At 35.6% G+C, this 23,985-nt stretch carries 23 protein-coding genes and 1 tRNA gene; 16 read left to right on the top strand and 8 right to left on the bottom strand.

What is annotated here, in order from left to right:
• Positions 1-79: 79 nt before the first annotated feature.
• The 6 genes from AC3B7A_RS07230 to AC3B7A_RS07255 all read left to right on the top strand — a co-directional run bounded on the left by AC3B7A_RS07230 (position 80) and on the right by AC3B7A_RS07255 (position 6,195).
• A complete protein-coding gene (locus tag AC3B7A_RS07230) occupies positions 80-487 on the top strand; it encodes a PTS sugar transporter subunit IIA (RefSeq protein ID WP_489755424.1) in 408 nt (135 codons plus the stop codon).
• Complete coding sequence (locus AC3B7A_RS07235; protein WP_489755425.1) at positions 484-954, top strand: PTS sugar transporter subunit IIB; 471 nt, start codon at positions 484-486, stop codon at positions 952-954. The genes AC3B7A_RS07230 and AC3B7A_RS07235 overlap by 4 nt, the downstream gene beginning before the upstream one ends.
• 166 nt (positions 955-1,120) lie before the next feature.
• Entirely contained in the window at positions 1,121-1,900 is a 780-nt protein-coding gene (locus AC3B7A_RS07240) for a PTS mannose/fructose/sorbose/N-acetylgalactosamine transporter subunit IIC (protein ID WP_489755426.1), read from the top strand.
• 15 nt (positions 1,901-1,915) lie between these two features.
• Positions 1,916-2,758: a PTS system mannose/fructose/sorbose family transporter subunit IID gene (locus AC3B7A_RS07245; RefSeq protein ID WP_489755427.1), complete on the top strand. Its 843-nt coding sequence runs from the start codon at positions 1,916-1,918 to the stop codon at positions 2,756-2,758.
• Between the two features lie 21 nt (positions 2,759-2,779).
• The gene (locus AC3B7A_RS07250; protein ID WP_489755428.1) at positions 2,780-3,757 is read left to right on the top strand and encodes an SIS domain-containing protein; all 978 of its coding nucleotides are present in this window, start codon (positions 2,780-2,782) and stop codon (positions 3,755-3,757) included.
• 536 nt (positions 3,758-4,293) lie between these two features.
• The gene (locus AC3B7A_RS07255; RefSeq protein ID WP_489755429.1) at positions 4,294-6,195 is read left to right on the top strand and encodes a hypothetical protein; all 1,902 of its coding nucleotides are present in this window, start codon (positions 4,294-4,296) and stop codon (positions 6,193-6,195) included.
• Between the two features lie 110 nt (positions 6,196-6,305).
• Here the strand turns inward: AC3B7A_RS07255 and AC3B7A_RS07260 are convergent, their stop codons facing one another.
• The 3 genes from AC3B7A_RS07260 to AC3B7A_RS07270 all read right to left on the bottom strand — a co-directional run bounded on the left by AC3B7A_RS07260 (position 6,306) and on the right by AC3B7A_RS07270 (position 9,632).
• Positions 6,306-7,247, bottom strand: coding sequence for an NAD(P)H-binding protein (locus AC3B7A_RS07260; protein WP_489755430.1), 942 nt, complete (start codon positions 7,245-7,247; stop codon positions 6,306-6,308).
• Between the two features lie 71 nt (positions 7,248-7,318).
• Entirely contained in the window at positions 7,319-8,224 is a 906-nt protein-coding gene (locus AC3B7A_RS07265; protein ID WP_489755431.1) for a LysR family transcriptional regulator, read from the bottom strand.
• 34 nt (positions 8,225-8,258) lie between these two features.
• On the bottom strand, positions 8,259-9,632 hold the full coding sequence (locus AC3B7A_RS07270) for a glycoside hydrolase family 1 protein (RefSeq protein WP_489755432.1): 1,374 nt from the start codon (positions 9,630-9,632) through the stop codon (positions 8,259-8,261).
• Positions 9,633-9,895: 263 nt separating this feature from the next.
• Between AC3B7A_RS07270 and AC3B7A_RS07275 the strand changes: the two genes are divergently transcribed.
• Positions 9,896-10,927 carry a branched-chain amino acid aminotransferase gene (locus AC3B7A_RS07275; RefSeq protein ID WP_489755433.1) on the top strand — a complete coding sequence of 344 codons (1,032 nt, stop codon included), beginning with the start codon at positions 9,896-9,898 and terminating at the stop codon, positions 10,925-10,927.
• A 110-nt stretch (positions 10,928-11,037) separates the two neighbouring features.
• Here the strand turns inward: AC3B7A_RS07275 and AC3B7A_RS07280 are convergent, their stop codons facing one another.
• Positions 11,038-12,354, bottom strand: a complete 1,317-nt coding sequence (locus AC3B7A_RS07280) for an APC family permease (protein ID WP_489755434.1) — start codon at positions 12,352-12,354, stop codon at positions 11,038-11,040.
• Positions 12,355-12,468: 114 nt separating this feature from the next.
• Between AC3B7A_RS07280 and AC3B7A_RS07285 the strand changes: the two genes are divergently transcribed.
• From AC3B7A_RS07285 to wecB, 5 genes are all read left to right on the top strand, one after another.
• Positions 12,469-13,224 carry a GH25 family lysozyme gene (locus AC3B7A_RS07285; RefSeq protein WP_489755435.1) on the top strand — a complete coding sequence of 252 codons (756 nt, stop codon included), beginning with the start codon at positions 12,469-12,471 and terminating at the stop codon, positions 13,222-13,224.
• A 2-nt stretch (positions 13,225-13,226) separates the two neighbouring features.
• Positions 13,227-14,207, top strand: coding sequence for a Gfo/Idh/MocA family protein (locus tag AC3B7A_RS07290; protein ID WP_489755436.1), 981 nt, complete (start codon positions 13,227-13,229; stop codon positions 14,205-14,207).
• A gap of 13 nt (positions 14,208-14,220) precedes the next feature.
• A complete protein-coding gene (locus AC3B7A_RS07295) occupies positions 14,221-15,432 on the top strand; it encodes a DEAD/DEAH box helicase (protein ID WP_489755437.1) in 1,212 nt (403 codons plus the stop codon).
• Positions 15,433-15,471: 39 nt separating this feature from the next.
• Positions 15,472-15,545: transfer RNA gene (locus AC3B7A_RS07300), tRNA-Arg, on the top strand.
• A 452-nt stretch (positions 15,546-15,997) separates the two neighbouring features.
• On the top strand, positions 15,998-17,143 hold the full coding sequence (gene wecB, locus AC3B7A_RS07305) for a non-hydrolyzing UDP-N-acetylglucosamine 2-epimerase (protein WP_489755438.1): 1,146 nt from the start codon (positions 15,998-16,000) through the stop codon (positions 17,141-17,143).
• 380 nt (positions 17,144-17,523) lie between these two features.
• On the opposite strand, the gene AC3B7A_RS07310 is transcribed toward wecB, so the two are convergent.
• The gene (locus AC3B7A_RS07310; RefSeq protein WP_489755439.1) at positions 17,524-17,709 is read right to left on the bottom strand and encodes a hypothetical protein; all 186 of its coding nucleotides are present in this window, start codon (positions 17,707-17,709) and stop codon (positions 17,524-17,526) included.
• Positions 17,710-17,890: 181 nt separating this feature from the next.
• Between AC3B7A_RS07310 and AC3B7A_RS07315 the strand changes: the two genes are divergently transcribed.
• Positions 17,891-19,249 carry a serine hydrolase domain-containing protein gene (locus AC3B7A_RS07315; RefSeq protein WP_489755440.1) on the top strand — a complete coding sequence of 453 codons (1,359 nt, stop codon included), beginning with the start codon at positions 17,891-17,893 and terminating at the stop codon, positions 19,247-19,249.
• A gap of 161 nt (positions 19,250-19,410) precedes the next feature.
• Here AC3B7A_RS07315 and AC3B7A_RS07320 read toward each other — a convergent pair whose 3' ends face one another.
• Both AC3B7A_RS07320 and AC3B7A_RS07325 read right to left on the bottom strand, forming a co-directional pair.
• Positions 19,411-19,857: a GtrA family protein gene (locus AC3B7A_RS07320; protein WP_489755441.1), complete on the bottom strand. Its 447-nt coding sequence runs from the start codon at positions 19,855-19,857 to the stop codon at positions 19,411-19,413.
• Positions 19,858-19,872: 15 nt separating this feature from the next.
• The gene (locus AC3B7A_RS07325; RefSeq protein ID WP_489755442.1) at positions 19,873-20,325 is read right to left on the bottom strand and encodes a flavodoxin; all 453 of its coding nucleotides are present in this window, start codon (positions 20,323-20,325) and stop codon (positions 19,873-19,875) included.
• A 220-nt stretch (positions 20,326-20,545) separates the two neighbouring features.
• Between AC3B7A_RS07325 and map the strand changes: the two genes are divergently transcribed.
• The 3 genes from map (at position 20,546) to galU (ending at position 23,385) form a co-directional block, all read left to right on the top strand.
• On the top strand, positions 20,546-21,334 hold the full coding sequence (gene map / locus AC3B7A_RS07330; protein WP_489755443.1) for a type I methionyl aminopeptidase: 789 nt from the start codon (positions 20,546-20,548) through the stop codon (positions 21,332-21,334).
• A gap of 12 nt (positions 21,335-21,346) precedes the next feature.
• On the top strand, positions 21,347-22,297 hold the full coding sequence (locus AC3B7A_RS07335; RefSeq protein ID WP_489755444.1) for a YihY/virulence factor BrkB family protein: 951 nt from the start codon (positions 21,347-21,349) through the stop codon (positions 22,295-22,297).
• Positions 22,298-22,491: 194 nt separating this feature from the next.
• A complete protein-coding gene (gene galU / locus AC3B7A_RS07340) occupies positions 22,492-23,385 on the top strand; it encodes a UTP--glucose-1-phosphate uridylyltransferase GalU (RefSeq protein WP_489755445.1) in 894 nt (297 codons plus the stop codon).
• A 4-nt stretch (positions 23,386-23,389) separates the two neighbouring features.
• Here galU and AC3B7A_RS07345 read toward each other — a convergent pair whose 3' ends face one another.
• Positions 23,390-23,686 (bottom strand): hypothetical protein, encoded by a 297-nt coding sequence (locus AC3B7A_RS07345; RefSeq protein WP_489755446.1) that lies wholly within the window; start codon positions 23,684-23,686, stop codon positions 23,390-23,392.
• Positions 23,687-23,985 lie beyond the last annotated feature (299 nt).

A 23,985-nucleotide genomic window follows, 5' to 3' on the forward strand; every position in this document is an offset into this window, starting at 1 on the left:
TCTTTTAAAAAGCATGCCAGAAAGTTGGCATGCTTTTTGCTTAGAAGAAAGTGCGTGTAAGAATAAAGGAGTAGTGATTATGAAATTCATTTTAGCTAGTCATGGCCAATTAGCTCCAGGTTTAAAAAATACTTTGGAAATGATTGTTGGTCCGCAAAGTTCGGTAATAGCCTTTGGCGCTTATGGTCCACAAGATCAGGATATTTTGCCGTTAATCAAAGACCAGATTAAAGAAAGTGCTGATCCGATTGTTCTGTTGACTGATATTTTTGGTGGCTCAGTTAATAACCAGCTAATGGAATTGGTATTGCAACAACCAACTTTGCACTTAATTACTGGGATGAATTTACCACTATTGTTGGCTCTAGTGACTTACACAGGGGACTTAAATAAAAGTGCGATCCGACAGATTATTCAAGAAAGTCAAGCCAGCTTACATTATATGAATGATCAATTGGATCAGCCTAGTCAGGAGGATGATTTATGATCAAAATGATTCGCATTGATCATCGCTTGTTGCATGGTCAAGTCATGTTTGCTTGGACAAAATCACAAGGAATTGAACGCATCATCGTGATTGATGACACTGCCGCGCAAGATGATTTTAAGAAAATGTCGATGAAACTGTCAAAGCCAGCAGATATTAAGTTGAGTGTTTTTAGTGTTGAACAAGCTTTACAACGCCTTGATAAAATTAATGCTGTCAAAGAACCAACGCTGATAATTTTTGGTAATGTGGCAGAAACGGCGCAAGTAGCGCCCCAATTGCAGAATATTAAGACCATTAATTATGGCGGGATTCCAGAACGTGCCACCACGAAGAAATATAGTAATGCAATTTATCTAACTCCCAAAGAAGTTCAACAAAGTCAACAGTTAAAAGATCAAGGCTTTGAGTTATCAATGCAGCAAGTGCCCACTTCGAAAAAAGAAAGTCTCAATAAATTAATTTAAGGCTGCAAAGCAATTGATTAAAGAGCTGGATAAAAGTTGTTTAATAATTGAGCACTAACAGAATTAAATTACAAAGTCCTAACTTGATTGTGAAAAGTTAACGATGTTAGGCGCCAATCGTTGATTTTTGGAACACAATAATGAACTAAGAGAGGGGGAAACTGAGATGCTTATTAAAGCTATTTTATTAGGAATCGTTGGCTTAATCGGAATTGCCGATTCACGTTTGTTAGGCCGTAGCAACTTAGAACAACCCTTGGTAATGAGTTGTTTAGTGGGAGTTGTTTTGGGAGATATCACCAAAGGATTACTGGTTGGCGCAGCCTTGGAGTTAGTTTTTATGGGGATGGCCAATATTGGTGCAGCAGCACCACCTGATATGGTTTTGGGATCAGTGATTGCCACGGCTTTTGCTATCTTATCGCATACTAATGCCCAAACGGCTTTAACTATCGCTTTACCAGTCGCAATTTTAGGGCAAATGTTAGCTATTGTGGTACGGATGTTTATTTCAACTTTTAACCGTGGAGCTGAAAAAGCAATTGATGCCGGAAAATTTGCTAAAGCGCGACGCTACCATATTGTGTGGGGAGTCTTATTATATGGTGCTTTATATTTTGTTTTAATTTTTCTATCAGTTTATTTGGGTACTGGCTTGGTTAAAACTGTCGTAGCAGCCATTCCTAAATGGTTAACTGCTGGTTTGACTTTAGCCAGCAAAATTTTACCAGCCTTTGGTTTTGCCTTGTTGATGCAGACCATGCTGACGAAAAAAACGGTCGTTTATTTATTATTGGGCTTCTTTATTACTGCATATGGCCGGATTTCAGTAACTGGGGTTGCAATTTTTGCGGTGTTACTAGTTTTAGTTTTGAACGAAGTTATCCCGAAAAAATCGCCGTCAGCAGTTGTTGAAGACAATGATGATGAATTAGAAGAATTATAGTTAGGAGGTTAAGCCATGGTTATTGCTCACGAGGTTCAAACGTTAAATGACAAACAGTTAAAACGCCGTTATTGGTCATTTGTTTGGCGTTCTTATGCGATCCAAGCTTCTTGGAATTATGAAGGTCAAATGAATTTGGGGTTTATGTACGGCATTGCGCCCGTGATTGATCGCCTTTATGGTGATGGTCAGTCAAAAAGTTTAGAAATGAAAAAAGCGGCTTATAAAAGGCATTTAGCTTTTTATAACTGTACACCACAAACTAGCGCTTTTGTTTTGGGCATTGCTTCTTCCATGGAGGAAGAATATGCACGTAATCCTGAAGAATTTGATCCCAATTCAATTAATGCAGTGAAATCATCGTTGATGGGGCCTTTATCTGGAGTAGGGGATTCATTTTTTCAAGGAACCATCAAAATCTTGGCTTTTGGTTTAGGCGTCACTTTTGCTAAGCAAGGCAGTATCTTGGGACCAATTTTGGCCGTTTTAATTTCGGTTGTGCCAGCATTATTAGTTACTTATTACGGTGGTAAATTTGGCTATAATGCGGGGAATAAATTTTTGAAGCAGTTGACCAGTGAAGGGATTATGGATCGTGCCATGTATTTGGTGACGATTGTGGGTTTAATGGTTATTGGTTCCATGATTGCTAGTATGATTGGTATTACCACGCCCATCCATTTGGGGAAATCTTTTAATTTACAAAAGACGTTAGATTCTATTTTTCCACAGATGATCCCCTTAGTTTTTACTTTTTTAATGTATTGGTTATTACAAAAGCATGTTAGTACCGGTTGGATTTTAATAATTTGTATTGCTTTAGGCTTAGTTTTAAGTCCATTAGGAATTTTTGCTTAATAATATTAGGAGGATAAAGTTATGACACAAACACCAAAGGAAATTATTGCAGCTATTAAACAACAGAATGAACAAATTGATCATGTTATTTTTACCGGTTGTGGAGCATCCATGGCGGATTTGTACGCTGGTTATTATTTCTTAGATCACGAAAGTCAAAAATTTAATACCCAAATTATGCAGGCTAATGAATTTAATTATGATACACCAAAATTTGTTGGGAAAAATACGATTGTGATTACTGCCTCACTAGGAGGAACTACACCGGAATCGATTGCCGCTACTAAATTGGCGGTTCAATTGGGAGCTCAGGTTATCACTTTATCACATGATCCAAAATCTCCCATTGTCAAAGCTGCACAGTATGTTTTGATCCATGGCTTTGAAGAAGATTATGCCCATAAAACCGAAAAAATGACGATGGCTTTGCAATTAGCAATCGAAATTATGAATCAATATGAAGGCTATCAATATTATGATGAAGCGCAAAACGCGTTTGCTGGGTTGTTTGATTTAATTAATGCGCAAGTGCAAATGGCTGAACCAGCCGCGCAAAAATTTGCTGAACAGTATCAGAATGAAGATCGCTTATATGTGATTGGTAGTGGCGCAACTTATGGTGCCGCTTATTCTACGGCTTCCTTCTTATTTATGGAAATGCAGTGGATTACGGGCAATATTATTCATTCCGGAGAATTTTTCCATGGTCCATTTGAACTAGCAGTTAAGGATGCGCCTTATCTTTTATTCATGAATGATGGGGCAACACGGCATTTGGATGCCCGGGTATTAGCCTTCTTACAACGATTTGACACAAAATATACAGTAATTGATGCCAAGGATCACAATTTAGCTTCGATTGCTTCAAAACATGTTATTGATTATTTTAACCCCATGTTAATTACGGGAGTAATGCGGATTTATGCCGATAAATTAGCAGCAGCACGGCAACATCCTTTGACCAAACGGCGTTACATGTGGAAGTTAGAAAACTATTAATAATCAAGCTTGAAAAAAACGCTTAAAACTTGAGTTTAACTTTTAAGTTTTAAGTCTGAAACATTGATATTAACCTCAATTGTTCCAATGTCAGAAGTGTTCCAATAGTTAGCCAACTGCGCTAATTGTGGAGCACTTTTAATTTATTCCAATAATAGGGGGTGGGGATGATTTTAATAACAAGGTTAAATTTGCAAGAGCTTTGAACTGGTTTTGGGGTTGGGAAGAAAAGGACAGATAAGGTAATTAAAAATTAACAATGCAAAAAATATTAATTAAAATTTGAGTTAATAGGTGTCTGCTATTAGTTTCGTTTTTAAGATGCAAATATATCTTTTTAAAGCTATATTTAATTCTTTATTGATTATTTAGCTAATAACAATATTTATTTTTGCAAAAATTATGTATTTAAGAACAACCAATCTTGATGATTAGAATTATTTTAACTTTTTTACTTAATTTATATATACAATAAGCAAGTACTATATTAAAATGATTTTTAAGTAAATTTATAATTTGTTATCAGGGGGATTCAAATGAATAAATTAATGAATTTGCCATTAAGTGCTACTGTCATGGCACTTTTGGCAGTTGCACCAATGACGACAGTTGGAATTAGTTCGATTTTTAATGCGGATCAAGTTCAAGCTGAAACTACGCCAACAAGTGATCAAGAAGCAATTACTAAGTTTGCTTCCTATTTTAATCAAGATCCGTTGGTGGTCAGCAATGCTGAAGCTGCAGAAAGCTTAGCTGATTTGAAACTCAATGTTAATCAATCATTAGGTTCTAATTTGAGTCAAACTGGTTTTGTCGATACCAAAGGTCAAGTGGCCGATTTTGGGGCACTTTTTTATCGTCAAGATTCTAAAGAAGCACTAGCAGCTGCCAAGATGGTGAGTCAATTAGGTGATAATTATCAAACAGTTGTGAATTTTCAAATTGATAATCAAGACGCAACTACAGAAGTTACTGATGCGCAACTAAAAGAGTTATTGAATCAGGGTGGCAATATTACGGAAACTATTAATATTGTTAGAAAAGCTGATGCAACACCGGTCAAGACCATTGCTTTGACTTTAAGAATTTTATCAAGTGCCGATGATTTAGCATATGTTAAAACCTCATCTTTTTTAGACGCTTTTGCCATGGAGCCATTAGAGATTAAAGCTGACGATCCACAATTAAGTATCGGTTTGTTTAATTCTTCGACGAAATTATTTGAAGAAGGAGAAGCACAAGGTTTTATTAATAACAAGGATTATAGTATTAACGGTTTAGCTGGCGCTTTTTGGGATAAAGAAATGCAGCCAGTGGCTAAATCTTTAGTAGAAAAATATCCAGATTTAGCAGTACAGGTTGATGTTTATTATCAAGATCAAAAAATTAATCCAGCCGATTATCAAAAGTTAATTACTGATTTAAAAACTAAAGGTGGGTCTGTGACTGAAAAAATAACGTTGCAAAAAGACCAGCAGCCGATTAATAACCCACTTTACTTGCAATTAAATGTGGAAGTACCGGCTAGTGTTGATAAACCGACGGATTCTTCCGGCACTGACCCCGACACCTCAACGCCAACGACTCCACCAGATTCGACCGATACTGGTGATAAACCAACAACGCCAACTGATCCTGATCATTCAAGTAATAAACCGATTGATGTTACAAAACCAGACGAAACTGACAAGCCAACGACTCCACCAGATTCGACCAATACTGGTGATAAACCAACAACGCCAACTGACGCCGATCACTCAAGTAATCAGCCGATTGATGTTACAAAACCAGACGAAACTGACAAACCAACGACTCCACCAGATTCGACCGATGCTGGTGATAAACCAACAACACCAACTGATCCCGATCACTCAAGTAATCAGCCGATTGATGTTACGAAACCCGATGATACGAACAAGCCAGCCAATTCAAACGATACTAATAATAGTTCCCAGCCAGTTATTGTCACACATGCTATTAAAGGGGCAGTAACAGTTAATTCTAATGTTGATGGTGGTTATGCTCGTTTATATGATGCCAATGGTACCATTATTTTGGATCGGGCACTAGCAGCCAATACTAACTGGGTTACTGATGGTAAGCGGACTTTAAATGATGGTCGGGTCTTGTATAAAGTTTCACCAACTGAATATGTTTTAGCTTCTGATGTCCAATTTGGTGATAAGAACTCTGTTTTTGTTGAAACTGGGACAGCAACAATTACTCGCCAACGGGGTGTAGTTAATGTTACTGCACCAGGAGTGGTCTTTTTAAATGCTTGGGATGATGCCGGCCCGGGTTTTAAAATTTTACCGAATCGCGCCTTAAGTACGCATAGCCGCTGGAAATTTGATAAAAAAGCGACAATTAATCAAGCAACTTATTATCGAGTGGCGGGTTATGAATGGGTTAATGGTAAATATGTGACAGTTGAATAATAAAATAGATAAGAACAGATAATTAATAATGCTCCCAAAATGAAAAAGGACTTAAGATAAAAAACAATCTTAGGTCCTTTTTCTAATTGCTTTTGGTCACAGCAGGATAGCTAATCGTCTTTGGAGTGCCGGGCACCAATTTGAAATTCTGCTTGATGTTCAAACATGTAACGCACGGAAATTGGTTGACTACCAGTTAATTGATAAAAGTCATCAGTATAGGTATTCATTTTACCTTGGCGAATGGCTTGAGCAAAAGTGACCATGCCGTCAGAAGAAAAAGGAGCCTCTGAATCTTTTTTAAATTTACCAGCTGTGGTTCGTGGTACTCCCATAGCATCGAAGATTTGATAGTTTTCCTCATCACTAATAGCTTGATATTTAAGATTATTACCAGTCACATCATTGGCAATTTCAATGAATTCACTAATTGTTAACAGCTCTTTACCGTTAATATTTAAAATCTTATGGTGCAGATTATCTGCTAGTAAAGCATAGGCCACAGCTTTAGCACAATCTTGGCGTGAAATATAGGCCATTTGACCATCACCTTGACTATTGGCTAGATCTTGACCTTGTTTCACAAAAGTAAAGTAATTGGTGATCATAGCTTCAGCATATTGTGAATTACGCAGAAAAATGTAATCTAAACCGCTTTGTTGAAGATAATTTTCAGTATAGGCATGATCAATTTTTTCGATACTCGGATTATCAGGATCGCTAGCATTAACTAAAGAAGTATAAATTATTTTAGAAACCCCAGCTTTCTTAGCGGCATCAATGACATTTTGATGAGCTTGCTGGCGTTTTTTGCCAACGAAGGGCATTGAAATTAAGGCTAAAGTGTCGCCACCAGCAAATGTTTTTTCCAGTCCGATGCGCGAGTTGAAATCAGCTTGGCGAACTTCAATTTCCTTTTGGGCGTATTGACTTAAAACTTGTTGGTTATAACCGCAAAAAATCAAATCCTTCTTATTGGTTAATTTTAATAAATCTGTGGCAGCCTGAGAGCCTAGATTACCATCAACACCAGTTAAAATTAGTTTGCTCATAAATTAAGTTCCTCACTTTCTTGATTACTTTCATCTTATGTGATTGTTTGAATTATCACAAATATAAAAAATCAATTGGTTAGAGGTTTTACCTCTAAGGAAAGTAAATGAGCTAACTGAACAATTTGCTGTAATTTGGTACGATCAAAATCTTTACGATAGGCGAAAACGATCTTAAATTGATGATGCGTTTGTTTGATTGGCAAAAGCTTGATTTGTTTTGAATGCAATGGCAAAGGATAGTTATCTGGAAAAAATCCAATTAGATGTTGTGTCTGAATCAAAAAGATTTCAGTTTCTAAATCATTAACGGTCGTCTGAATATTAGGCACAAAACCATCTTGTTGGGCATGTTGCAACATCAGATGATAAGATTTACCAATTGTCTGTGGTGCTAGCATAATTAAAGGATATTGATATAACTGAGATACAGTAATTTCTTCTTGTTGGTACAAAGGATGTTCTTGATCAACTAAAGCACAATAAGATCCTTCATAGAGACTAATGGTTTTTAATAATTTTTCGGCTTGAAATTCCGAATCAAAACTGATTGCCAAATCATAACGATCTGTTTTCAAATTAGCAGCGACATCTTTTAATTGGACTTTTTCTAATTCAAAAATTAAATTAGTTCTTTGTTGGAGAACGGTGACTATCTTGAGTAAAAAATTGAGATCAATGATGGAAGTATATTCAATTCGAATTCGTTTTTGATGTAATTTAAAGTCTTGCATATTTTGTTCTAGACAGTCATATTGTTGACAAACTTTGAGTGCTTCGTCATAGAAAAGTTTACCTGCTGCTGTTGGTTTGATAGGGGTGGTACTACGATCTATTAATTTAACGTCAAAGTAATCTTCTAAAGAGCGGATTTGCTGACTAACACTAGTTTGGGCAATATGATTTTTCTGTCCCGTTTTAGTAAAGCTACTAGAATTAACTAAGTCGATGAAATAATGTAGTTTGTCTAAGTTCATTAATTTTTTCCTTTTGGTACTTAAAATTAGTGTTTTAAAACAACTGTTCACCATTACTTTGAATAACTTTTTTCAACCAATGATAACTTTTCTTAGGAACACGTTTGAGATCTTTTAAATCATGATTTGTCCGATTGACATAGACAACGCCATAACGTTTATCGACGTTACCTTGCGAACTAGGAATATCAATTAAGCCCCAACCGAGATAACCAATAATATTAGCGCCATCACGAACCGCTTGTTTTAAAGCCAGTAAATGGTCACGATGATAATTAATCCGGTAATCGTCATTAATTTCGTTTTGCCCGTCCCAAGTTTCGCGAACGCCAATGCCATTTTCAATCGGAAAAATTGGTAAATGCGTGCGATTGGCTAGATCCATTAAAACGCCATAAAAACCTTGGGGGTCAATTTGCCAGTGCCATTCATTTGTAGCTAAGTAAGGATTATGAACCTGACCGACACTACCAAAATAATTAGGAAGCGTTCCAACGGGAATTTGACTACTGTCTAAACAAGTAGTTGTATAATAACTAAAACTCAAAAAATCACTACGCGTTTGTTTGATTTCCGTTAAATCTTCGGCAACTAAAAGATCTGCCCAATGATTTTGGTGTAAGTAAGCTATTACCTCATCAGAATATTGACCTTCAGTAAAAATTCGTAGTAAATTGTAGTCCGTAAATTCTTTGAATTTACGAACGGCAGCAACGTCTTGGGGATTAGAGGTAGCCGGATAAGCTTCTTGAAAAGCTTCCATGCCGCCAATTAATAAGTCAGGATAGTTTTGGTGAATAAAATTGGCAATTCTAGCATGAGCAAGCGCAACATTGTGTTGAATTTGAAATAATTCGCGTGCAGTTTTTTGACCAGTTAAATAACCACTACAGTGAAAAGCTTCTGGCGTGCTGTATAAATTTTGTTCATTAAATGTTAACCAATACTTAACTTGATTACCAAACTCAGCGATCATTTTTTCTCCATAAGCGACAAAATGTTCCACCACTTTCTTACTAATAAAACCATTATATTTTTGGGCTTGAACTAAAGGCATATCAAAGTGATAGAGACAAATCATAGGTTGAATTCCATTGGTCAGTAGTTCATCGATTAAATCATGATAAAATTTTAAACCCTGCGGATTAAAGTCGCCTTGACCAGTTGGTTGCACTCGACTCCAAGAAATTTGAAAACGATAAAAATTCATACCTAAATCTTTCATTAAAGCAATGTCTTCGTGGTAACGATGGTATTCATCAATGGCAACGTCCCAGTCAGAATTATTGGGGCCAGCCGCTTGTAAATCATAAACCGATGCTCCTTTATGACCTTCATGGACAGCTCCTTCAGTTTGCATACTGGAAGTCGAATTACCCCAGAAAAAATTAGTTTTTAATTTAGTCATGTTAATTACTCCTTTTAGTAATCGTTAACATCATCAGTATAAACATTAAGAAAAAGACTGTAAACAAGTGATTCAGCAATAAATTTTAAAATGAAATTGATAATAGATCGGGATTTTCAGGAAACTATAAGTGACTAATGATAGATATTTTAGATTAAAAAAATCCAATTAAGCCAGTGAGTTTTTTGGGGAAATCGTTGACAAATTAAAAGTTGATGCTATCATTTACATTAAAGAAAAATTAAAAAAGAGAGGTAAGTAATATGACAAAGGTTCAAGCAGCAGAAGTTGATTTTAATAATTTGGGATTTGATTACTTAGACTTACCTTATCGCTATCAAGCAACTTATAAAGATGGTCAATGGCAAGATCAAGGTCTAGTAACAGAAAGTAACGTATCAATTAGTGAATCTTCAACTTCTTTACATTATGGACAATCTGTTTTTGAAGGAATGAAGGCTTATCGAACTAAAGACGGTCATGTACAACTATTTCGACCAGATAAAAATGCTGAGCGCATGCAAAATAGTTGTCAACGGTTGTTAATGCCCCAAGTGCCAACGGAGATGTTTGTTGATGCTGTCAAACAAGTAGTCAAAGCTAACATTGATTTTGTTCCACCTTATGGTAACGGTGCTACTTTATACTTACGGCCAATTATGATGGGCGTTGGGGGCGTTATTGGTGTCCATCCAGCTTCTGAATATCTTTTCCGTATTTTTGCCATGCCCGTTGGTAATTACTTTAAAGGTGGTTTAACACCAACCAACTTTACCACTTCTCAATATGACCGTGCGGCTCATAAAGGAACCGGTCAAAGTAAAGTGGGTGGTAATTACGCTGCTAGTTTAATGCCCGGCGAAGACGCTCATAAAAATGGTTTCTCAGATTGTGTTTATTTAGATCCGGTCAATCATGAAAAAATTGAAGAAGTTGGTTCTGCAAACTTCTTTGGCATCACAAAGGATGGTAAATTTGTTACTCCTAAGTCACCTTCCATTTTACCAAGTATTACGAAGTTCTCACTATTATATTTAGCTGAGCATGAGTTTAATATGCCAACCGAGCAAGGCGATGTTTATATTAATGATTTGGATCGTTTTGCTGAAGCTGGTGCCTGTGGAACGGCGGCCGTTATTTCACCAATTGGCGGCTTGGAACATAATGGTAACTTGCACGTCTTTTATAGCGAAACCGAAGTGGGACCAGTAACGAAAAAATTATACGATGCCTTAACTGGGATTCAATTTGGTGATCGTAAGGGTCCCGATGGCTGGGTTTTTCCAGTTGAATAATTTTAAGTAACGCTATCTGTCAAATTTTATGAAAATAAAACGTCTTATAAAAAGAAGAATTCTTCTTTTTATAAGACGTTTTTTAGTCTAATTGATGCCAAATGTTCATCTTAAGATTTATTTTTAGCTAAATGATGTTGTTGCCAAGAATAAATAGGCAGTCCGCTTAAAGTTAAGATAATTCCAGCTAATGCTAAGTAAGGTTGACTAATCGTTGTATTAATAACAATAAATAAACCGCCCAAAATTGCTAGAATTGGTGGTAAAGGATACCAGGAAATTTTATAAGGTCGTTTTAATGATGGTTGCCGTTTCCGTAAAATAAAGCTGCCAACAAATAATAAGATTGAAAAAATCCAAGAAACATAAACCAACATGTCAGTCAAAGTATCAAATGTTCCTGAAAAAATCATAATTATAGCAATAAATCCTTCAAATAATAAACTATAGGTGGGGATATGGGTCATTGGGCTTAAATGACTGAAAAATTTGGCCGCTGGTAATTGATTTTTGATTCCCAAAGTGTAAGGCATTCTAGAACCGACCATTAAATGACCATTGACCGCGCCAAACACCGAGACTAAGATGCCGATTGTCAAAATTTGACCACCAATTTGACCAAATAATTTTTGCGCAGTTAACATGGCAGTAGCTTGATTGTTCATGATTTGGTGAAAAGGTAGTATTTTAATAAAACTCCAATTTAAGAGAGTATAAACAATGGTGACGGCTAATAGTCCCCACACAATGGCTTTAGCTAAGTTTTGTTCAGGACGCTTAATTTCACCGGCTAAATTACCGATGCTTAACCAACCATCGTAAGCAAATAAGGTGGCTAGTAAAGCTGAGCCAAAAACTTGAGGGTGTTGAATTTTTAGCGAATCATTGATCGTTGACCAATCCAATTGATTAGTGGTATTAAAACCTAAGGCGGCAATAATAATAGCAACAATAGGAATTAACTTAATGATTAAGGTCAATTTTTGTACCTGACTGCTTAATTTAGTTCCAAGCCAATTAACGATAAGTAAAAAGATTAAGCAGCCTAAAGCCCAAAGCGTCGTCTTATTTGGAGATGAATGAAAAAGTTTTTGCGCTTGTGTACCAAAAACAATCGAAATTGCCGCAATATTAGCCGGATAGTATACAATAATAAGTGACCAGCCAAATAAAAAGGCGATTTTTGGACCATAAATTTCACTTAAATATTTCACTGGACCACCATTTTCTGGAAAAGCAGCCGCTAATTCGGCGATAGTGAGTCCAGCCATTAAAGTAATGAACCCAGCTAAAGGCCAAACTAAGATACTTAACCAATTGTTTTGCGTTAAATTGGCAATATTAGCAATTTTAAAAAAGGCGCCACCACCAATAACGGTGCCCATGACAGTGGCTAAGGCCGAAAAGAGCGAGAGTTGACGTTTCATTTGATTCATTCCTAACATAAAAGGTATTTGGTATTAAAAAAAATTTGCTTATTTGCTTAAAAATTATAAGCTTATTTTATTATAATATCCAGATTAATTGGGGGAGGGCCAAGATTGCAAGTTAAATCTAGGTTGCAATATCGTCGAGAAAATTATCGCAAAAAACAAATTATTTTTTTGACAATAATTGTCAGTATTCTACTTATCATTTTTCTCGGCAGTCAGATTGGCAATTATTGGCAAAAAAGTGGCCGCCCGGATGCACACGACTATCCCATTTTGGGTGTTAGCTTGAGTCAAAGCGATGGGTATCAAGATTTTCATTTATTGAAACAACATGGCATTAATTTTGTTTACTTAAAGGCGACACAAGGAGCCAATTACTTTGACGACGATTTTTTAAATAATTATTGGCGTGTACAAGGCACGCAACTGCCGTTGGGAGTTGAACATTACTTTAGTTTTCAAACAGCGCCAAGAGCGCAATTTGATAATTTTAAAACCAGTGTGGGCAAGCAAATTGGCACACTGCCAATCATGATTCAAGTTCAAGCGCCAGTACCAGCGCACATGGCAGAACGCCGAATTGTTAAATCCGTTTCGCAATTACAACGTTTACTGGTAAAATATTATCAGCGCCCAGTTTTGATTCAAACGACTTTAGATTTGAAATATTTATTAAAGTTAAGCGATGCTGGCGGTAGTTTACAAACACGACCACGACCAATTAAGGGCGATCAAGTGAAATTTTGGCAATATACGACTAATGGTCGGATTCCCAGTTTGGCGTCGGACAATCAGTATAGTCTAGCAGTTTTTAACGGTAATCAGCAACAATGGGAACAATATTTACAAACAGGAGGTTGGTAGAAATGCTGAAGTTAGGTGTGATTGGCACTAATTGGATTACCAAGCAGTTTATTCAAGCGACTCAGGCTACGAAAACCTTTCAATTAACCACCATTTATTCACGCTTTCTAGAGCATGCACAAGATTTATTAGCACAGTTAGATTTGAAAAACATTAATTTGGTGGACCAAAGAGTGCAACTCTTTAATAATAAACAAGTTGATGTTATTTATGTTGCTTCACCTAATAGCCAACATTTTCAAGATATAATGGCAGCTTTACACCATCACAAACATGTAATTGTGGAGAAACCCTTGGTGTCAACGCGAGCTGAATTTTTACAAGTGCAAAAGTTTTTACAAAAACATCCTAATTTGTATGTCTTGGAAGCAGCACGGCATATTCACGAAAGTGAGTTTAAACAATTGCAACAACGAGTGCGCCAATTACCGGTGATCACCGGTGCAACGTTGACTTATCGCAAATATTCTAGTCGCTATGATCAAGTATTGGCAGGACAAGTGCCCAATGTTTTTTCACCCAAATTTTCTGGTGGAGCTTTATATGATTTAGGGGTTTATCTAATTTATGATGCGTTGTGTCTTTTCGGTAAGCCGTTAACGGCGCAATATTTTCCCCAAATGATTGTGACACACGTTGATGGACAAGGAACCATTGTTTTACATTATGAAAGATTTGATGTGACCCTATTAGTCGGAAAAATTAGCAATTCGTTTTTACCCTCCGAGATTTATAGTAATCAACAAACACTTTTGTTTGATGATGGCGGAACAGTTCGTAAAATTTGGGATAATCAACAATCAGCAGTTCAAAATTTTACCGACCATAATCCGATGTTGGCAGAAGCTCAAGTATTTAGTCAAATTATTAACAACCAAGATCACGCGCAGTTTTTACAACTTTGGCAACTAGCAGATCAAGTTAATCAGATTTTAACCCAGGTCCGTTTAGTGGCTGGAATTCATTTTTCTGCTGATCAATAGAAATGAGGAAATTATGCAAGTACCTAAAAGTTATCAGAGTTACTATCAGCAACATCACTTTTCTAAACTAACCCCTATTCAAGCGCAAGTTTATGAACCCTTGGCTCAAGGAAAATCAATTTTAGCTTTGGCGCCTACGGGTTCTGGCAAAACATTAGCCTTTGGCATGCCCTTATTAGAAAAAATAACCGTCGATGGGGGAATTCAATTATTAATTTTAGAGCCGTCACAGGAATTGGCCATTCAAACACGAAACGTTTTGCGTGACTTAAATTCACAATTACAGGTTTTAGCCATTATTGGTGGCGCTAATGTCAAACGTCAAATTGAACAATTAAAGCATAAACCAGAAGTAGTAGTAGGAACTATTGGGCGCATTCAAGACTTAGTGACCAAACGCAAATTTAAATTGAATAAAATTCAAACAGTCGTTATTGATGAAGCTGACGATTTGTTAACTGATAAATTAACAATGGTTCGTGAACTTTTAAAACGACTGCAAAGTCAATTTCAATTGGCTTTATTTTCCGCAACTTCAGCCCCCATCTTTCAAGAATTGCAGAAGTGGTTTCCCCAAGATTTTGTAACCATTGATTTACGGGGAGATCAGAAGTTTCGTGCCGGACTGAAGCATTATTTTATTGTGACTACTAATACGCAAAAAATGGCAGTCTTACAAAGATTGGCTCACCGTAAACATAAGCAAAATTTAGTTTTTTATCAATCAAGTAAAGATTTGCATCGGTATGCGGCGGATTTACGTTACCGTAAAACTTATTTTACGGTGCTTGATACGAGTGATCCTAAAAAACGCCGGGCTGATGCTTTAAATGATTTTAAAGCTCATGACACTTCGTTGTTGTTAACAACCGATGTTGCTGCGCGGGGAATGGATTTACCTAATTTAACAACTGTCATTAATTGGAATAATCCCCAAGACATAACAGAATATATTCATCGTAGTGGCCGAACTGGGCGGATGGGACGTGCAGGTGAGGTTATTACATTGGGTAATGACCATGATTTTCGACAGCTACAAGAACTACTACGTGCACAAAATATCAAACTTCAAAAGGTGTATTTAGATCAAGAACAATTGGTAACTGATAGTGCTAGTCGAACCAATTTTAAGCCAACATCTAAAAAAGCTGCTGCTATTAAAAGAAAAAATAAAAAACGACAACGTGATCAAAAACAACGGGGTTATCATGCTCATAAAAAATAATCTTTACAGTTATAAAGTTTCGTGGCAAGATTAAACTATGGTCTCGTGGCTCAATTGGATAAAGCAACTGCCTCCTAAGCAGTAGATTATCGGTTCGAATCCGATCGGGATCATCTTGCTAGAGAGGCTGGGACAAAAGTTGATAAGCATTTCAGGATACAAACTTATTGACTTTTGGAAATAATAATGATTAATGTTTTGGCTATGATTCGGTTATTAATCTTATTGTCCTGACCTCTTTTTTAAAACTGTAAATTATTTGGTAACAGTTGTAATCAAAGTGATTTATAATCTGAAAAGGAAATATATTGACGATTTAGTTGATGCGGCAAGATTTGACATTGTAGAAATTAATATATCATTTTAAAAAGATATAAAAAATGCCACTACTAATTATTAAACTCAGTAACAAAAGCCAACTGTATCGCCAATGTTTTTGAAGCAGCTGATCAATTGACCAGCTGAAGCCAAAGCCACAAAGTAATAATAAAAAACCACTAAGTATTAAATTAATCATAAGGACTCCTAGTTTTTAAGTAATGATTGGTTTCAGGAGGAAACTTTCGTGCAAAAAATTAAAGTAATGACGGTTTTTGGAACTCGACCGGAAGCAATTAAGATGGCGCCATTGGTTTTAAAATTACAACAACAAGCGGAATATTTTCAAACTACAACAGTTGTAACAGCTCAACATCGTGAAATGTTAGATTCGGTGTTAAATATTTTTAAAATTAAACCCGATTATGATTTAAATATTATGAAGCAAAAACAATCCTTGAGTGGGATTACTAGTTCAGTTTTGCTTGATATGGATGATATTTTAGAGCAAGAACAGCCAGATATAGTTTTGGTTCATGGTGATACGACCACTACTTTGGCGGCAGCAATGTCGGCTTTTTATCATCAAGTAGCTATTGGTCATGTGGAAGCCGGTTTAAGGACTTGGAATAAGTATTCACCTTGGCCTGAGGAAATGAATCGCCAAATGACGGATGATTTAGCAGATCTTTATTTTGCACCAACTAATCAAAGTAAAGCTAATTTGCTAACAGAACATCATCCTAAGGCTCAAATTTTTGTAACGGGTAACACGGCTATTGATGCATTAGAACAAACTGTTAAAAGTGATTACCACCATGCAGCTTTGGATTTAGTAGATCCTAATAAACGGATGATTCTAGTAACAATGCACCGCCGAGAAAATCAGGGTGCACCCATGCGTCGTGTTTTTGCGGCCATGTTAGAAGTAGTTCAAAAACATGATGATGTGGAGATTATTTATCCCGTTCATTTGAACCCTACGGTACAACAAGCTGCCCATGAAGTTTTAGGCGACCATGAGCGTATTCATTTAATTGATCCCTTGGATGTCTTAGACTTTCATAATTTGGCTGCGCGGTCTTATTTTATTATGAGCGATTCTGGTGGTGTGCAAGAAGAAGCCCCAGCTTTGGGTAAACCAGTCTTAGTTTTACGGGATACGACGGAGCGACCCGAAGGGGTTGCTGCTGGTACTTTGAAATTGGTGGGGACTAATCCACAACCAGTTAAAGCAGAAATGGAACATTTATTAGATGATCCCAAGGCTTATCAACAGATGGCTCAGGCCAAAAATCCTTATGGTGATGGCTTAGCTAGTGAACGAATTTGTGCCGCTATTCGTTACCATTTTGGACAGTTAAAAGAGCGACCACAAGAATTTTTAGATTAAAATGATATTGAGATAATTTATTATAGAATAATTTTACCAGTTGGATTGGAATGAACTTTAATCCAGCTGGTTTTTTTATTAAAATCAACTTAAAATACTTTGGCTAAGCTGGCTGGTCTTGTTCACAGTTTGTTAATTGTGATCCAAGAAACAGCAATTTGCGTCTATATACAACTAGACTCTCCAGTCAAAAATCGACTCAAGCACTTATTCTAGGTCATACTCAGGTGCTAACTACTTTTGTTTTTAATTTAAGGCAAATTATGACCAGCAGCTAAATAAAAGTCATACCACTCTTGACGACTTAAAGAAAAATTGTTACATTGACTGCTATCTAGGATGTGTTGAGGTTGTGTTGTTGTTGTACCAATGATTACTTGTCATTTAGCAGGATGACGTAAAATCCAAGCAGCGGCCATTGCATTTTTTTTAGTTTGGTATTTTTTAGCTAATTTGGCTAAAAAAGTGTTAAGCTTAGAAAAATGTGGATTATCAATGAAGGTGCCTTCAAAAAACCGTCTTGAAATGGTAACCAAGCCTGAACAGTCAGATGCTGTTGTTGGCAATATTCCAAAGTACCGCCGTCATGATCGATGTTCAAGCTGTCATTCATGATTAATAGATAGATATTTCATTATTTTCCTCCCCATTTTAAGTTAAGTATACGACGAAGCAGGATTTTAAGAAAAATTTTTAATTTCTGATTTTGTATGAGTTTGGATAATTTAATTAAAAGGAGATTTTTAAATGAATTTTCAACAACTAAGTACTACTTTAGCCACTAGTATTGAGCAATTTAATTTACCAGCTTGTGCAGTTGGAGTAGCCAGTCATGACCAGACAATGGTACAAGAATACGGTGATTATCAAAGTGATTGGTTTTTTCCACTATGTTCTATATCTAAAAGTTTTTTGGCTACCACAATTTGTCAATTAGCTGATCAAGGTGTGTTAGATCTAGATCAACCACTCATTGATAGTTGGCCAGATTTTCGGCTTTATTCAGCTAACGCGACACAAAATTTAACTTGGAAAGACTTGCTATGTCATCGTAGTGGTGTACCAGCCCATGATTTAATGCGTTTCACTAATGGACCATTGAGTCTTAAAGAAGCTGTCCACAAAGTTCAATATTTAAAACCTAATGTCGATTTACGTTATCGAATGCAATATAGTAATTTAATGTTTGCAGTTTTAACATTTGCTTTGGAACAAGTTTTGGGAACTGATTATTATTCATATTTACAACAAAATTTGTTGACCAAATTAAATTTAAATCATACTTATGTTCACGATGAGGTGGTTACTCCAGAACTCATTGCACCCGCATATTTAACCGCAGGAAAGTATAATCGGCCAATCAAATTCATGTCGCCGGGGCATTTAGGCGGGGCTAGTAGTATGCTCGCTCAACCGCAAGATTTGTTAAGTTGGGCACAATTTCAATTACAAAATTATCACCAACAGACTAATAATAATGCTGCCCAAATGTATCAAGCACAAATTGTAATGGAACCTAGTCGTAATTATGCTCAGCCACAGTTCAGTGCTTATGGTTTTGGAATGATGATGGAAACTTATCGCGGCTACAAATATTTTTATCACACGGGTTCTTTTATTGGCTATTGTGCCATCTTAGGTTTTGTACCAGAACTAGATTTGGCATTTGGAGTACTGACTAACTTAGATTCAACCAATTCGATTTTTGGGCTGGCTTATCAGATCATTGATCAAGCGGCTGCTTTAGAAGAAATTGATTGGACTAAGAAGATTTTACAAGCTGATCAATCTCAGAAAAATTTACGCCAGGAAAAAATAAAGCAACAATTTGGTGCGACTTTGGTGCCGGTCACTAGTCAAGAAAAATGGTTGGGTACTTATCAAAATGCCGGTTATGGTCAGCTGCAGTTACATGATGTTCAAGGCCAATTATACGTTCGGTTTGCACAGTTTGATTTTGGAGTAGTGCAAGATTTACATGGTCAATTTTGGTTGAACATTGCACCACTGAATAAGCTGATTAATTTAAAAATCAACTCACAACAGCTTGATTTGTTGGCTGAACCAGCGTTAATGACTCCGATTAAGTTTATTAAACTTAACTAAGTTGTAAATCAAATAAGGACTTAAGATGCTTTGAGATCTTAAGTCCTTATTTTGTGAAATCAATATGAGTGATGGCTGTTTATTTCTAGAACGAATATAATTATGAATCTGATAAGATTGAGATAAAAAGAAAAAATACGAATACTTTTGTTTCAACCTTGTTATTTTTCATGTCGAAAATGCTGGTTAAATCTTTGAATCATGGCACTATTTTCTTTGAGAAAAATGGCTTGCGTTGATAAATAATTCACTAAGCCGACAATGATCTGATCTAACATTTTGACTAGTAAGTTATTCCAATTTAATAAATTAATTCCGAGCCACATCAAAATATTATCTAAAATTAATGATAATAAGCGTTGTGATAAAAATAAACTACTTTCTTGGATAAAGGATTTGATGCTTTGATAACTAGTTTTAAAAACAATATGCTTGTTGACAATAAACGAAAAAATATTGGCGATTAACCAAGCTAGAGTATTAGCAATCAACATACTGATGCGCCAGTGATTATGGAATAAATTAAAAGCCAAAACATTAATTACTGATGCTACAAAACCATAGATGGTATAAACAATAAAATTACGGTGTCTTTTGTAGATGCCCATGCAAGTTCTTCTTTTCTATTGAAATTGTTTGATAATGGTTTGCGCAAATTGATCCAATTTAGCAATATCATCATTTTGTGGCGCTAGTTCTACTTTCACACCAGTCGCACCCTTAATTGCGCCGGCTTTTTGAAAAGCCGCTTCAAAATGATCGACGGCAATGGCAAAATCTTGGTAAAAAGTATCGCCTGATCCACAAACACCAAAAATTTTACCTGTTAAATCAGCTTCTTGAAGATCATGATAAAAATCCAATCCTTCATCAGGAATATTACCTTCTAGTCCATCAGAATAAGTGTAGCTGACAACCAGACAGATATCAGCAGCTTGAAAATCTTGGACATCCGTTTGAGAAATTTCAGAAACGTCAACATCCATACCAGCATTTTCAAAATCTTCACTTAAAATATCAGCCATATCTTCATCATTACCAGTCATGCTGGCGTATACGATTTTTACTTTGGTCACAAATTTAACTCCAATTTCCTAATCTCGGCAATCATTATATCATAATGAGAAAAACGTTGCGCTTAGATAAGAAAGTGCTCCAACTTAAAAATTAGTTTTTATAATTCAAAGTTTTCAAAAGCTTTTTAACGATGACTTAAAGGGGAAAATTAATTTAATCGTCAATTTGTAGGTGATTGAGCTATAATAAATTTAGTGAAAAAGAGTGGAGGTAAAGTGTTTGATTACATTAAAATCAGCTAGAGAAATTGAAGGAATGAGAAAGTCAGGGGCTCTTTTGGCCCAAACTCATATTGGTTTACGTGATATTATTAAGCCTGGAATTTCTAGTTTTGAAATTGAGGAATTTGCTGATAAGTTTATTACCGATCATGGTGGTCATCCATCAGAAAAAGGATTTGAAGGTTATCAATATGCAACTTGTGTTTGTGTCAACGATGAGGTTGCCCATGCTGAGCCACGGAAAAAATTAATTTTAAAAAATGGTGATATTGTAAAAGTTGATATGACTGTTGAATTAGATGGCTATCAAAGTGATTCTTGTTGGTGTTACGCGGTTGGTGATATTTCTCCAGAAAAGAAGCATTTGATGGAAGTTACTAAAAAGGCGTTGTATTTAGGAATTGATCAAGCTCAAGTTGGTAATCGGTTAGGCGATATTGGCTATGCAATTCAGCATTATGTTGAAGATCAAGAACATATGGGTGACGTGCGGGATTTAATTGGTCATGGTATTCAACCAACAATGCATGAAGCACCTAATGTTCCCCATTATGGTGAACCTGGTAAGGGCTTACGCTTAAAAGAGGGGATGACCATTACTATCGAGCCCATGGTTAATTTAGGAACTTGGCAAATTGATAGTAAATTTACTGATCAAAATTGGGAATATTTTGTTTCTGCTGATGGAACACCGTCTGCTCAATATGAGCATACTTTAGCAATTACCAAAGATGGTCCCAAAATTTTAACTTCGCAAGATCCGATTGGTGATCAAAAATATTTATAAAAGGATAAAAATTTGGTTTCTGAAAAAGAACAAAACCTCTTAGTTGAAGCAGACTTGTCATTTTTTCAAAAAGTTATCTATTTTGTCAAAATGGTGATTCAACGAATCAAAAGTGGTAATTTAAGTCTTTCATCTAAAGCAGTGGTTTATTATGGTTTGTTGTCTTTTTTTCCACTGATTTCTTTAGTTGGTAGCATTTTACCATTATTTCATTTGAATCCCCAGTTATTATTAAGTTATGCCCAAGGATTAATTCCACAAAAACTAATTAATTTAATTAATCCCTTGTTAATTAAGCTGTTAACGCAAAAAAGCAACGGGTTGTTGTCATTTGGGATTATTGGAACCTTATGGTCTAGCTCTGGGGTGGTTAATATTTTAAAACGGAGTGTTAATCAAGTTTATGGATTGGATAACCAGACCCTTTATACTAAAAAATCTTTTTTGAATTTTATTTTATTACGTAGTGCTGCCATTTTGGTGACCGCTTCGTTAATTGTCATTTTATTAGTATTACTCTTAACCTTGTTAGTTGGTCAGCAGTTATTAAATTGGTTACAAACTTATGTTGTGTGGGGGCCAAAATTATTTCAAGAATTTATTCATTGGAAATGGCCGATTACTGGTTTACTTTTAATTGTAATTTTATCGGTAGCATACATTTTTTTGCCTAATTCACGGGAAAAATTCAGCTATGTTTGGCCGGGAACGTTATTTACGACTTTAGGAATTGTCGTGCTATCACAAGTTTTTTCTTTATACATTAAGTATTTTGGTGGGCGTTGGAATTCTTATGGAACTATCGGAACATTTTTCATTTTAATATTATGGTTAAATTTTATTGCTTACATTTTTTTAATTGGTGCTGCGATTAATGCTGCAGTAATTCAAGCTTTTAAGGGGAAATTAGTTAAATCAGGTGGTTTGAAACAATTTTATCAAAAACGAAAAAATAACCATTAACTATAGTTTTGTTGTATCATGAGAATATATGAACTAGGTAGTTGGGACAATAAAATTAATGTAAAAAATTTGATGGTTACTCTTTAAAGATAAAAGCGTGCAAAATTATTTTTAAATTTAAAATAGATCTACTTTTAATTCAATTTTAGATCAGGTTGTCCCAGCTTCAATTAACCGTGAGAGGAACAAGATCGATGGAAAAAGTTAGAAAAGCAGTTATTCCAGCTGCTGGTTTGGGAACACGTTTTTTGCCAATTACTAAAGCAATGGCAAAGGAAATGTTACCGATAGTTGATAAACCAACGATTCAATTTATTGTTGAAGAAGCGAAGGCTTCTGGCATTGAAGATATTTTGATTATTACTGGCAAAGGTAAACGACCAATTGAAGATCATTTTGACTCGGCACCAGAATTAGAACAAAATTTGAAAGCTAAACATAAAGATGAACTACTGAAAATTGTCCAAGATACGACTAATATCGGGGTAAACTTGTATTTTACTCGGCAATCTTATCCCAATGGTTTAGGTGATGCGGTTAGTTTAGCTAAATCCTTTGTGGGAGATGAGCCATTTGTAGTAATGTTGGGTGATGATTTGATGACTGATCAAGTTCCATTGACGAAACAATTAATTAATGATTACAATCAAACTCATGCTTCAACTTTAGCAGTTATGCAAGTGCCTAAGAAGGACGTTTCTAAGTATGGAGTTATTGATCCTGATGGTGAAGTGAAACCAGGTTTATATCGGGTTGATAATTTTGTGGAAAAGCCAGCAATTGATCAGGCGCCAAGCAATTTAGCCATTATTGGTCGCTATTTGTTAACTCCAGATATTTTTGCAATGTTAGAAACGCAAGAACCTGGTGCCGGTAATGAAATTCAATTGACTGATGCGATCGATCGACTGAATAAAACCCAACGGGTCTTTGCTCATGAATTTACTGGTGAACGCTTTGATGTGGGCAATAAGTTTGGTTATATGAAGACCAGTATTGAATACGGCTTGAATCATCCGGAAGTCAAGGATGATTTACGCAAATATATCATTGATTTAGGTAAAAAGTTATCTGATTCCAAAGAATAAAAAATTATTTTAAATAAATTTTTTCATCACTAAATCGTAAACCAAAGATTTGGTGATATTTTTTTGCTAAATTCACGTAAATCAAAGTATCAGCTGGTTGCACCTTTAAAAGGGCAATTAGTTCCCAAATTTGATAGGCATGATGTTGAGGATTGGTATTTAATATTAAATAATGGTTTCCATAAGCAAAAACTGATGATATACTGGAGATTCCCCAAGTATGGTGATCAAAATCTTCATAAAATACGTGCCATTTAGTTTTGATATCACTTAAAAGCCGAATTAAAGTTTCTACATTCATCTGATTCTCCTGTTAATATTTAAAATAAAAAGAAATTTTTGTTAACACTGAATTATGAATTTCAAAATTAAGTCTTGGCAACTGATATAAACTGGTTATTTAAAAAATTGAATAGTTAATGAAAGCTTTAGGTAATGGATTGTCTTTTTTTGAGTGTTAGACCAATATTAATTCATTACTATGCTTACAAAGATAGTGTTATTAGCTAACCAATATTAATTCTAAGTTGTTTTCAGTTGCTAAGCCCTTTTGTGTGCAGCTGGCTTTTCGACAATTTATAAAAATTGTAAGTAAATAAA

Source organism: Bombilactobacillus sp. ESL1202, assembly GCF_058107125.1.